Consider the following 12,412-nt stretch of genomic DNA (forward strand, 5'->3'; position numbering starts at 1 on the left):
TTTTTCTCCAGAAGTCGGGGCCAATATGACCCCGGAGAGTGGGTCAGATCAGTTCAGCAGCTTGGTCCAGACGCGATCATAAAGTTTGGTCGAGGCCGGGCTGCAATTCGGAATGAACTCTGGCGCTGGCGTGCCCGCCGGAGGCGCTAACTCCGGCGCAGTTGCCAGTTTCGGGTCCACAAATTTTTCGGAACCCTTGATGCCATTGGAATAGCGGGCATAGGTACTGACCATCGCCGCATTTTCCGGGTTCATCATGAAGTTGATGAATGTCTTTGCATTCTCAATATCCGGTGCGCCTTTGGGGACGGCCAGATTATCCATCCAACCGGTGAACCCTTCCTTGGGATAGACATAGACAAGCGACGGCTTTTCATCTCTCGCACGCATGGCATAACCATTCCACGCCATTGAAGCGACGGCTTCACCGGAAACCAGCGGTTCCTTGAACTCCGAATTATAGCTTTTCACCCACTGCTTTTGTGTCTCAAGCAGCTCAAGCACCTTCTTCATGTCTTCAGGGTTTTCGTTACAACGCGGCAGGTTCAGATAACGAAGCGCAATGTTGATCACTTCGTTGACGTCGCGCATCATGTTGATCCTGCCCTTGACCTCAGCAGGAGGATTGAACAGCACGCCCAGAGTGTTGATATCGCCTTTGACAACCGCGCTGTCGACCATGAAGCTCGTCGATCCCCACGCCCACGGCGCAGAATAGTGACGTCCGTTATCCCAATATACATTCCGCCAGCGTTCATCGACATTGACGTAATTCGGCATCGCATTGACGTCGATCTTTTCGAGCATGTTCTCGCCGATCATCAGCTGTATGTTTGGGTCACCAGCCACAACAATGTCATAGCCACCTGCCCCAGCGCGAAGCTTGGCGAGCATAGTCTCCATGGAGTCGAACGTGTCGACATGGACCTTGACGTCGAATGCTTTTTCGAATTTGGCCACCAGATCCGGCGGTGTGTATTCACCATAGGTGTAGATGAACAAATCTCCGGCTGCGAACGCTGGCGAGGCCCATGCGATTGCTGCCGTTGTGAGTAAAATGGAATTCAATTTCATGGCATTTGTTCTCCCTTTTTATGAAGCTCATGAATTCTTGCTGGAGCGCCCAAGGACACCCGCGATTGCCAAAAGCACGATCGAACCGACAAGCATCATCGTGGAAATGGCGTTCACCTCGGGCGTAATGCCCAGCCGCAACATGCCGTAAATATGCAGCGGTAGAGTGGTTGAGCCGGGCCCAGCAACCAGCGCGGTGATGATGAAATCATCAAGCGAGATAATGAAGGCCAGCAACCAGCCAGACACGAGACCTGGCGCAAGAAGTGGCAATGTTATGCGCCAGAACGCCCGGATTGGGGACGCGTAGAGATCGGCGGCCGCAGCGTTGAGCGTTGCATCCATGCCTTCCAACCGAGCCCGTATCGGCAGGTAGGCAAACGGAATACAGAAGACGATATGGGCGATGAGAATTGTACTGAACCCAAGGCGGACACCTAACGATACAAAGAACACGAGAGATGCGACTGCTGTTACAATTTCAGGCACCATCAGCGGAAATGTCAGTGTGGCATAGGCAAGCGTCTCACCTTTAAACCGTCTGTTGACGGTGGCCATTGCAGCGCCGAGCGCAAGCACCGTCGAAACCGATGCGGCTATGGTCGCGATGGTGAGCGAATTCATGGCGGCAGCCTTGATGCCGCTATTGCCGAATACTGTGATGTACCAACGGAATGAAAATCCACTCCACTGGCTCACCGAGCGTCCATCGTTGAAGGAATAGACACAGAGAAAAAGGATCGGCAAATAGAGGAAAAGAACGCCAGCAACCGCAATTGAACCAAAGCCGGAAAATGCGCGGATGTCTTTCATACGAGCGTTAGCCATCGCTTAGTACCCCGTATTCTTGCGCGCGGAGCGCCGCGCCATCCAGATCAGTACAATCAGGGTGACTGTAAGCAGGATCATTGAAAGTGCAGCGCCGAAGGGCCAATTGTGAGCGCCCTGAAACTGCGTCCCGATCAGATTGCCGATCATCAGCGTCTTGCCGCCGCCGAGAATATCGGGCGCGAGATAAGAGCCAATCGATGGAATGAAAACGAGCAGACTTCCGGCGATCAAACCGGGGCGCATCACTGGCAAAACAATTTTAAAGAAGGCCACCCGGCGCGAGGCATAAAGATCGTAAGCGGCTTCCAGCAATCGGAAATCAAATCGCTCAAATGCCGAATAGAGCGGCAGAACCATGAAAGGCAAAAAGCTGTAGACCAGCCCCAAGCCTATGGCAAAATTGTTATAGCTTAGCGGCAACGGACTGGTTGTGAGCCCGGTCATCATGATAACCTTGTTGAGCGGACCGTCGTCTCGCAGAATGAAAAGCAGCGCAATCGTCCGGATCAAAAGGTTCACCCAATAGGGCACCGTAATCAGAAAGATCCATATCGGCTTCGTGCGCTCGGATCGTGTGGCGATGAAATAAGCCGTCGGCACGCTGATCATGAGGCAGAGGACAGTGCAGATTGCCGCCTGAAACACCGACCGCCACAGGATCACCAGATAATCGGCCGAGAATTGAAGACTTCCGTCCACGAAATCCCGTTCGAACAGGATTTGAAGATATCCCTCAACCGAGAAATTCCAGACTACTCCGCCGTAGCGAGCGGGCTCGAGAAACGAATAGACAAACACAATCGCGACCGGGGCAATCATGAATATGGCGATGACGCCGACTGCAGGCAGCAAAAGACCAGTAAAAGCCAGTCGCTTTGAAACACGAAATGGGGATCGCAACTCGGCTTGTGCTGTCATGTTGTCAGCACCTTTGGTGCATTTGGCTCAAATCCCAAAAACACGCTGTCCCCCGGCGCAAAATCCTGAAGGCCACGCMGCCCTCCGCGCGGCGAACGCACGGTCAATGTTTGCTCACCCGCACGCAGATGATACTCGACTGCATTGCCAAGATAGGTACGATCAAAAATAACAGCCGGACCAAGACCACACTGCCCGCGCACCGCTGAAAGCGCTATACGCTCAGGGCGTATGGAGAGCGTCACTTCTTGACCGACCTGCAGAATCTCACTGCAATTCAGATTCACAGAGCCAAGGCCCGCAAGTCGAAACTCGACCGATACACCCTCGATGCGGTTGACCGTTGCGCAGAGCAAATTGGACTCACCAATGAAATCAGCCACAAAGCGGCTTTGTGGCTGTTCGTAGATTTCCTCCGGAGTACCGACCTGTTGGAGGCGGCCATCACTGAGCACCGCTACGCGATCACTCATTGCAAGAGCCTCTTCCTGATCGTGGGTCACGAAAATGAAAGTGATCCCGGTTTCACGCTGAAGTGCTTTCAGCTCCAACCGCATTTTCTGCCGCAGTTTCAAATCAAGCGCGGAAAGCGGTTCATCAAGCAGCAGCAATTTAGGTTGTGGCGCCAAGGCACGGGCCAATGCAACGCGCTGACGCTGACCACCCGAGAGATGATCCGGCTTACGATCCGCATAATCAGTCATACTTACCAGGGCCAGCATCCTATCAACGACGCTGGTAACCTCGGATTTTGGCCGACCAAGCATTTCCAGCCCAAAAGCAATATTGCGCCGCACGGTCATATGAGGGAACAGGGCATATTGCTGGAAAACGGTGTTCACCGGCCTAGCCTCGGGCGGCAACAGACTCACATCCTGACCAAAGATCCGGCACGTTCCCTCGGTCATGGCTTCAAAGCCGCCAAGGATGCGCAGAAGTGTTGTTTTCCCACACCCTGATGGCCCCAACAGAGTGAAGAACTCATTGGAGCGAATTGTCAGGTTGATATTTTTCAGTGCCTGAAAAGCGTGTGGTGTTGATGGATTGTAGACTTTCTGAAGGTCCGTTACCTCGGCTGCAATCTGAGTTGCAGGTGCGGTCTCACCGCTGCTTCGCTCTACACGTACCTGTTCATCCGACCCCAGCACCGTATTACGACGGAAAGCGGTTATTACCATCAGGAACATACCTCCTCGAAGTAGACGCCTTCCCCATTATTATTGATGGCGTCATGAGTAGTATGCGACCGACCTCACTGCGACGTGAGTCACCCAGTTGGGGTATGCCGTCCTGTCCCTCATATAATCGAGCAAGTTGGGTCCGGTATCCTCCCATGCGAACCGATACCGAAACCCGATTTCAGCCAAAACGAACGAAAGCGACGTATCAGAACTTACGCAGGTTGTTGCTGTGTCGTGCAGTGAATGCCACCGCCCCCAGCCGCAATCGCATCAATGTTCAACTGAACGATCTCACGGTTGGGCAAGGCATCTTTCAATGCATCACGGCAGTAACGATCAGCCTTTGCATCACCAAATTCGGGCACGATGACTGCGCCGTTGCACAGATAGAAATTGATGTAACCCGCAGCGAACTCCTTGTTCTCATATTGAGAGCGCACGTTGCCTGGTCCCGGTATGACAATGATCTTGAGCTTCTGCCCAGTGCCATCAGTGGCATCCTTGAGGATTTCGAGATGCCGTTTGGTGACCGCGTGATCATAGGAGGACGGATCATTATCAAGTCCGGCAACAACCACACCGGGACTGATGAAACGGGCGTAGAAATCCGTATGACCATCCGTAATGTCTTTACCTTTAATCCCCGGCAACCAGATGATCTTCTTGAGTCCCAGAAGGCGGCTCAGTTCAGCCTCACACTGTTCCTTGCTGACATCAGGATTACGGTTCTTGTTCAGCACACAGCTCTCCGTGATAATGGCTGTTCCCTTACCATCCACTTCGATACCGCCACCTTCCAGGATGAGCTTGGTGCGCAGCGTTTCCACGTTCGCCTTGCCTGTGACGAACTCCGCCACTTCAGCGTCGCCGTCATGTTCCTGCTTGTTGCCCCAGCCGTTAAAGTTGAAATCAACGCCAGCCAGTTTGCCTGCGCTGTTCTTGACGAACACCGGGCCAGTGTCGCGCATCCACAAATCATCAATCTCGTGCACGAACAATTTAACCGCAGAACCACACAGGCGCTCCGCTGTTTCATGGTCCTCTTCGCGCACGAGCATATTCACTTGCTCATGGGCAGAAATGGCTTTTGCAATCAACGCCAGATTGTTCTGTGCGCCGCGCATGAGTTTCTTGCCCCAGACGTCTTCACTGGGCCCAAATGCCATCCATGTCGCCGTATGCGGATCACCCTCATCAGGCATGTGCCAATCACTATCAGCGGCGAATGCCATCGTTGCGCTCCTACCAATTGCACTGGCAAGCATGATACCAGATGTTGCTTTGAGAATATTGCGGCGGGTTATCATGAGTGACCTCGATTTACGTGTACTGAGAATTGGAATGAATCGGACTTATGCCGATCTAATTGTCCACAAATGCGGGAGCTGCTATCGTCAATACTGACCGATGGCTGTTGTTTGGCAACACGATCTAATCTTTCTTCTGATAGCATATCGCGATACGTATTGCCTATCGGGCTTCCGCTATTGACTGAGCTCCGGCTCAGCTTCTGTATTAATGCGATAAAAGCGCGTTGGCTTTGGTATAAACATCCAGTCAACATCGTGCGAACAATTTCCTGCTAGATACAGCTGGTGGCGCAATGTTGTTAGTACCCCAAACGCGTTACTGCCGTTTTCGACAATCGCCATCACCTGCACATGAACTGGCCCAGAAGATTATCTCGCGTGAAGTGTCGGAATTTCGTTTAGCCATTCGTCTTCAAGACAGACAAGCAATGGAGAACAGCGATGACTATCACAATAACCGCGTTCGAACGCTCGCCCGATAGGGGCCAAGGTCTGGCGCGTGACATGCGTGTCCGCTGGGCCCTTGAGGAAGTGGGCCAGCCTTATGACGTCCGTCTTGTTTCATTCAAGGCGATGAAAGAGCCCGCGCATCTGGCACTGCATCCGTTCGGGCAGATTCCAACCTATGAAGAAGGCGATCTTGCTCTGTTCGAGTCTGGAGCAATCGTGTTCCATATCGCGCAGCGCTATCCGGGCCTCTTGCCTGATGATACCAATGGCCAGGCACGCGCAATCGCTTGGATGTTTGCTGCTGTTGGCACGGTGGAGGCACCGATTATTGAGCGTCAAGTTGCCAAGTTTGCAGAGGGCGACAGGAATTGGAGCGCACAGCGCATGCCCCTCATTGATGATCGTATTCGTGAGCGGTTGGCAGAGCTTTCCGCACGGCTTGGCAATGCCAAGTGGCTTGATGGCCCGTTCAGCGCGGGCGACCTGATGATGGTGCATGTGCTGCTCAGGTTGAGAATATCAGGGATACTAGACGAGTATTCAAATCTATCAGCCTATGTCGCGCGCGGCGAAGCACGCCCCGCATACAAGCGTGCTTTCGCCGCTCAGCTGACGGTATTCACCGCCCTATCAACCGGATGAATAATAACGCCGCCAGCACTTCACGCCCCTCCCGCATCAATGCGCGGGAGCCGGCTCTGCTTCAGATGCATCCTGTTTGCGGTGGTCCTCGGCCAGCAGCATGTAAACCGCAGGCACCACGAAGAGTGTGAACAATGTGCCGATGGCCAGTCCGGTGGCGATCACCAACCCCATGTTAAAGCGAGCAGCTGCGCCCGCTCCGCTTGCCAGAATGAGCGGCACCACACCCAGAACCATAGCGCCGGTTGTCATCAGAATCGGACGCAACCGGATACCACATGCACCTTCGACCGCCTCGCGTTTGGATTTTCCGGATGCTTGCAGCGTGTTAGCGACCTCAACGATGAGAATGCCGTGCTTGCTGATCAGTCCCATCAGGGTGACCAATCCAACCTGAGTATAGATGTTCATCGTTGCGCCGCCGATACCAAGACTAATGAAGGCGAGCGCACCTGCAATCGACATGGGCACTGACACGAGAATGATCAGCGGATCGCGGAAGCTGTTGAACTGTGCCGACAGCGCCAGAAAAACAATAATCAGCGCGAGGGCGAACGTGGTGGCCATACCACTGGATTCCTGCACGAACTGGCGCGACTGGCCTCCATAGTCGACCGTGTAGCCCTGTGGCAATGTGCGTGCCGCAATCGACTTGAGAGTGTCCAGAGCGTCACCGACGGCAACGCCTGGCGCCGGCACACCAGCGATGGTGGCAGAGTTCAATTGCTGGAAATGCGCGACCGAGCGCGGGGTCGCTTGGAGTTTCACCGTTGCTATCGCCGAGAGCGGGATCTTCGCGCCATTCACGCTTGCAATCGGATAGTTCATGATCTGATCAATGGTTTGGCGTGACCGCTGCTCCACCTGTGGAATAACCTGGTAGGAGCGGTTGTCGATGCTGAAATAATTGACATAGCCACCGCCCAGCATGGATGCGAGCGCCGCACCCACACTGCTCATGGACAGGCCAAGTGACGATGCCTTGCTGCGGTCGATCTGGATCGAATATTGCGGATTGTCGATGTTAAGATCCTTTGTCAGGAAGACGAACAATCCGGACTTCTGTGCTTCCTGCAGAAATGTATTGGACACATCGTTAAGCTGATCGAAGCTTCCTGTACTACCGATGGCGAACTGTACAGGCAGGCCACTGGCACCGGGCAGTGGCGGTATCTGGAAAACCACCGCTTGACCTCCGGCGATTTTCGCCATTTCAGCCTGCACCAGTGGCTGCAGGTCATTGGCTGTCCTTTTGCGTTGGTCCCATGGCTTAAGCACCATGCCCTCAAACGAGGTTCCCGGCGCTTCAACCTGCAGAGTCTTGTCAGTTTCCGGAAAACTGCGGAAGATCTTGGAGACCTGATCCGAATTGAGCACTTTCTGCTCAAGCGTTGCATTGGGCGCATTGGTCACCTGCGCACCAAGGAAGCCCTGATCTTCATTTGGAGCAAGCTCGTTCTTGGCGCTGGCATAAAGGAAGTAGATGCTGCCGAGGATGATCGCCGCGAACAGCAGCGTCACCGGTACCGTATTCAGACTGCCATGCAGGATGCGCACATAGGGCCGATGGATTTCCGAGAAACGGCGATCGATGAAATCCGAGATACGCTCCTCCCAACCACTGCGGTCAGTCAGATGCGGCTTCAGAATACGCGAGCACATCATCGGCGTCAGGGTCAGCGCAATGATCATGGAGACGGTGACAGCGCCGACCAGGGTGAATGCGAATTCTGTAAAAAGGGCTCCAGTCAGGCCGCCCTGAAAGCCGATCGGCACATAAACGGCGATCAGCACGACGGTCATGGCAAGGATCGGCCCAACCAACTCGTGCGCGGCAGCCAACGCCGCCTGCATGGGCGGCGCACCTTCCTCAATGTGACGGTTGACGTTTTCCACCACAATGATGGCGTCGTCGACCACAAGGCCGATGGCCAGCACCAAAGCAAGCAATGTCAGAAGGTTTATGGAAAAGCCGAAGACCAGCATCATGGCGAAGGTACCAACCAGCGACAGCGGTATGGCGACGATAGGAATAGCGACCGAGCGCGGCGAGCCGAGAAACGCGAACACCACGAAGATGACGATCACCAGGGCCTCGACCAGACTTTTCACAACCTCGTCAATCGACGTTGTAACGAAGGTGCTGGAATCATAGACGATGTAGCCCTCTAGCCCCTGTGGCAGCTGCGCCTGAATGCCGGGAAACACCGCACGCACACCCGCGATCACATCGAGCAGATTTGCCGTCGGCGCGATCTGGATGCCGATGAAGACACCCGTCTGCGCATCAAACCCAACCTGAACGTCGGGGTTCTGCGACCCGAGTGCAACAGTAGCAACATCCTTCAAGCGTACGATCGTACTGCCAATCTGTTTGACCACCATTTCATTGAATTCGTCGGCCGAATGCAGATCGGTCTGCGCGGTTAGCACCGTCTGGGTCATCTGGCTGCGCGTGGTGCCGATACCGGAGATGTAGTTGTTATCAGAAAGTGCGGTGCGAACATCGCCAGCTGTCAGCCCATAGGCAGCCAGCTTGTCGGGTTTCAGCCAAGCCCTCAATGCGAACGTTCTGCCGCCGAGGATTTCGGCCGTCTGAACGCCGGTGACTGTTTGCAGTTTGGGTTGGACCACGCGCGACAGATAGTCGGTGATCTGGTTACTGGCCAGAACATCGCTGCGGAAACCGATATACATCGCATCGATCGTCTGGCCGACGGAAACTGACATGGTAGGTTGCTGCGTGCCCGACGGCAGTTGATTGATGACCGAAGACACCTTCGCGTTTATTTCCGTCATTGCCGCGTCCGCCTCATAATTCAAGCGCAGGTTCACGGTGATGACTGACGTACCACTGGTACTGGTCGAAGTCATGTAGTCGATGCCATTGGCTTGGGCGATGGCGTTTTCGAGTGGCGTGGTGATGAAGCCGGCAATGACGTCGGGTGCGGCGCCCGAATATACCGTGGTCACCGTGACGACGGCATTCTGGGTTTGGGGGTATTGGCGCACCGTCAGGGAGCGGAACGACTGGTAGCCGATCACGATAATTAACGCACTCACCACCAGGGCCAGAACCGGGCGCCGAATGAAGATGTCGGTGATATTCATCGCCACGCCTCAGTTAGGGTTTGCAGGGTCTGCATCGGGATTGTTCGACGGCTGCACCGCGTTATTGATGATTACCGGCGAACCATTGCTCAGTTTCAGCTGGCCGGAGGTCACTATGACCTCACCCGCGCTTACCCCCTTGGTCACTGCGATCTGATCGCCGCGCGCCAGTCCAGTGGTGACAAACTTCTGATCGGCTACCAATTGCGGCTTACCATCTGGACCATTGCCCTTGTCGGTCACCACATAGACGACGTTGCCATAGGGATTAATGGTGACGGCTGTTTGCGGCAGGGCGATATAGTTTTGCGGCTCACCGACCACCACCGATACATTACCAAACATACCGGGCAAAAGCTTGTGATCGGGATTGGCGAAGCTTGCCCGGAGCGTGAGATTGCGGCTCTGGCTGTCCACCAGAGGGCTGATTGCCGTAATCTTTCCGGAGAAAGTTTGACTGGCATAAGCGTCGACTGTTGCGGTCACCGCCTGGCCAACCTTCACCTGTGAAAGAGCCTGCTGCGGCATCGAGAAATCAAACTGGATCGGGTCGAGCGACTGCAAGGTTACGACGGCGGTGCCTGCAGCCAGATATTGGCCGAGGCTAACCAGCTTGACGCCGAGACGTCCATCGAAAGGCGCGCGTATGGAATATTGATCGATCAATGCCTGCTGCGCTGCGGCCTGTGCCTGCGCAGCCTTCAGGGTTGCCAAATCGCCGTCGACCTGACTTTGGGGAATAGTCCTCGTCTTGATCAACTGGGAGTCGCGATCATAGGTAATCTGCGCATTGGCTGCGGACGCTTGGTATTGTTGCAGCGTAGCGATCTGCTGGTCAGCAAGCAGTTGCACCACCAGATCGCCCTTCTTGGCGTCCTGCCCGTCCTGAAAACCAATCGCCTGTACGATGCCTTGCACCTGAGCGGAAAGACTGGCGCCCTCGACAGCATTGAAGCTACCGACAGATTGCAAGGTCGTCTGCCATGGGCTCATCGCCGCCGTCATTGTGGAAACAGTCTGTGGTGGCGCCTTGAGGTTAGCCAGGTACGCCGCGATCATACGGTTTTTGAATGCCTGAAAGCCAAAAATCCCGCCCAGGATCAGGCCTATGACGATCAGCATGATCACCATGCGTTTTATCATGACTACAAACTCCACTCTTCAGGCACGGGCCGGTAGCCGATCGGAATGATATTGGTACTGGCGCGTCTCGCAGAAAACGTCGTCCCGCAGGCGCGGCCGCGAGTGAACCGCCGCTTGCATGGCAATCGATTGGTATATGGATTGACTGGGTCGAGTAGGCAGATATTCGTGTAAAGAAAGACACAGCAGAGCGACATCTCACATCAGCCAAAGATGACATAGGCTCCGTAGCGATTGAAGCCGGCAGTGCCCAGGACCAGTTGAACGTCATTGGCAGGCCTCGTGTCTGATCGAGCACAATTGAGCTCCACCGTCCTCACGATAACTTAATTGCCGTGCCCGGTCCATATTGAAGAATCTTAAATAACCGTAACAATGGTGTCGAAGCAGATGAGGGTCAAAACAGGATTCGCTCCCCGCATACGATATCGCTACCTGCCAGAGACTGATGGATCACGTAGCAAAAGAGATGTGAAAAATAATCTAACTATACAAAATGCCGCGTATGTGAGCCTCGGTCATATCGAGTTTCAAGCCGATTTCCTTCAGAAGATCGTTCTGCTCCATTTCATCGCCCGCTCCTGCTTCCAATACATCTCGTGCCAGAGTTAAGAAACTTTCACTGCCGATATGATTGAGATAGGGCTGTAGGCTCGAAATGCGGTTCATAACCTCATTAGTCTCCATGCCTGTCGAAGGTGCTGCACGACAATCGGACAGGATATCACTGATCTCCGATGGCTCACTCCAGGCGTTTATAAAACCCTCATTTATAACTTTGGCCTGCGCCATATTTGCAGGCCCAAATGCACAAGCCACCGCTATTAAAGCAGTCCGCCAGAGCCCGGCTACCAAGGCTTTGGTGGTGGCCTCTTCAACCGCGGGATCATACTCCAATACTTTGGTGGTGTAGGTATTTTCACAAGCGTTACAGGCAATATGCTCGCCAAGGGTTTGCGTGGGAAATACGGGGACAAAATACAGGGTGAACCAACGTTGAACTTTTTTGTGTTCATACTGACGCGGCGCTTTGCAAGCAGGACAATTAAAGTTACCCGCCCCTACCGTTCTTACTCGTCCTTTTGAACCCCAAATAATCATCGGCTTCCCCACCCTCAAAACAACCTGTTTTTACGACTGTAATATGAAACAAATCAGATGATCAATTGGCAATCTATTACCTTGGAAAGCATTGAAAGACGCAAATCATCCTCAGAATAAATAATCACAGCATAACCCCATAGTTGAACTGTACGCATTTCACATTCGCAAATGTACACACTCCGCTTAACCCGGTCTTTAACGGCAAAGTCTGGTGCGCCATAGACAAGCAAACCGATTTAACTTGGCGAGTAGAATGCTTTGAAAATACGTGCTAACCAAATTGTTGATAGCTATTTCTAGGGAGCAATGATTGCCCCTACAAACCATATCGGTGCACAGGCTTTGGAGGAGATCAACAATGCCGATTTACTTGCAGATTGACGGAATCAAGGGTGATGCGACCCAGGAAACGCATAAACAGTGGATGGATATCGAAGCCATTCATTTTAACGTGGGCCGTAGAATGAGCACTTCGGCTGGTTCGGCAGCGAACCGCGAAGCATCTGAACCAACGATCAGTGAAGTTGTCCTGACCAAGGTCAGTGATTCTTCTTCAACGAAGTTGTTTCAGGAAGCCGTTTCCGGCAGCGCAGGAAAGCTTGCAACCATTCATTTGGTTACAACGGGCAATCCTGGTCAGACCTATAT

Annotated in this window: 10 protein-coding genes; 2 read left to right on the forward strand and 8 right to left on the reverse strand. The window is 53.6% G+C overall.

Features of this window, described 5'->3' with window-relative positions; all coding sequences use genetic code 11:
• Positions 1–48 precede the first annotated feature (48 nt).
• The 5 genes from AB4Y96_RS23965 to AB4Y96_RS23985 form a co-directional block, all read right to left on the reverse strand.
• Positions 49–1,074 (reverse strand): extracellular solute-binding protein, encoded by a 1,026-nt coding sequence (locus tag AB4Y96_RS23965; protein ID WP_441920383.1) that lies wholly within the window; start codon positions 1,072–1,074, stop codon positions 49–51.
• Between the two features lie 27 nt (positions 1,075–1,101).
• A complete protein-coding gene (locus tag AB4Y96_RS23970) occupies positions 1,102–1,902 on the reverse strand; it encodes an ABC transporter permease (RefSeq protein WP_441920384.1) in 801 nt (266 codons plus the stop codon).
• A gap of 3 nt (positions 1,903–1,905) precedes the next feature.
• On the reverse strand, positions 1,906–2,823 hold the full coding sequence (locus AB4Y96_RS23975) for an ABC transporter permease (protein WP_441920386.1): 918 nt from the start codon (positions 2,821–2,823) through the stop codon (positions 1,906–1,908).
• Positions 2,820–4,001, reverse strand: a complete 1,182-nt coding sequence (locus tag AB4Y96_RS23980; RefSeq protein ID WP_441920387.1) for an ABC transporter ATP-binding protein — start codon at positions 3,999–4,001, stop codon at positions 2,820–2,822. Before AB4Y96_RS23980 ends, AB4Y96_RS23975 begins: the two co-directional genes overlap by 4 nt.
• Before the next feature lie 215 nt (positions 4,002–4,216).
• Positions 4,217–5,236, reverse strand: a complete 1,020-nt coding sequence (locus tag AB4Y96_RS23985) for an agmatine deiminase family protein (RefSeq protein ID WP_441920389.1) — start codon at positions 5,234–5,236, stop codon at positions 4,217–4,219.
• 519 nt (positions 5,237–5,755) lie between these two features.
• Here AB4Y96_RS23985 and AB4Y96_RS23990 point away from each other — a divergent pair.
• Positions 5,756–6,406, forward strand: a complete 651-nt coding sequence (locus tag AB4Y96_RS23990) for a glutathione S-transferase family protein (protein ID WP_441920391.1) — start codon at positions 5,756–5,758, stop codon at positions 6,404–6,406.
• Between the two features lie 36 nt (positions 6,407–6,442).
• Here the strand turns inward: AB4Y96_RS23990 and AB4Y96_RS23995 are convergent, their stop codons facing one another.
• The 3 genes from AB4Y96_RS23995 to AB4Y96_RS24005 form a co-directional block, all read right to left on the reverse strand.
• Positions 6,443–9,517: an efflux RND transporter permease subunit gene (locus AB4Y96_RS23995; RefSeq protein ID WP_441920393.1), complete on the reverse strand. Its 3,075-nt coding sequence runs from the start codon at positions 9,515–9,517 to the stop codon at positions 6,443–6,445.
• A gap of 9 nt (positions 9,518–9,526) precedes the next feature.
• Positions 9,527–10,660: an efflux RND transporter periplasmic adaptor subunit gene (locus AB4Y96_RS24000; RefSeq protein ID WP_091885644.1), complete on the reverse strand. Its 1,134-nt coding sequence runs from the start codon at positions 10,658–10,660 to the stop codon at positions 9,527–9,529.
• Between the two features lie 483 nt (positions 10,661–11,143).
• Positions 11,144–11,761, reverse strand: a complete 618-nt coding sequence (locus AB4Y96_RS24005; protein WP_441920396.1) for a zinc-ribbon domain-containing protein — start codon at positions 11,759–11,761, stop codon at positions 11,144–11,146.
• Positions 11,762–12,122: 361 nt separating this feature from the next.
• On the opposite strand from AB4Y96_RS24005, the gene AB4Y96_RS24010 reads away from it, so the two are divergent.
• The coding region (locus tag AB4Y96_RS24010; protein WP_441920398.1) for a type VI secretion system tube protein Hcp at positions 12,123–12,412 on the forward strand (290 nt) is incomplete at its 3' end.

This window comes from Phyllobacterium sp. TAF24 (assembly GCF_052113785.1).
Lineage (GTDB): Bacteria > Pseudomonadota > Alphaproteobacteria > Rhizobiales > Rhizobiaceae > Phyllobacterium.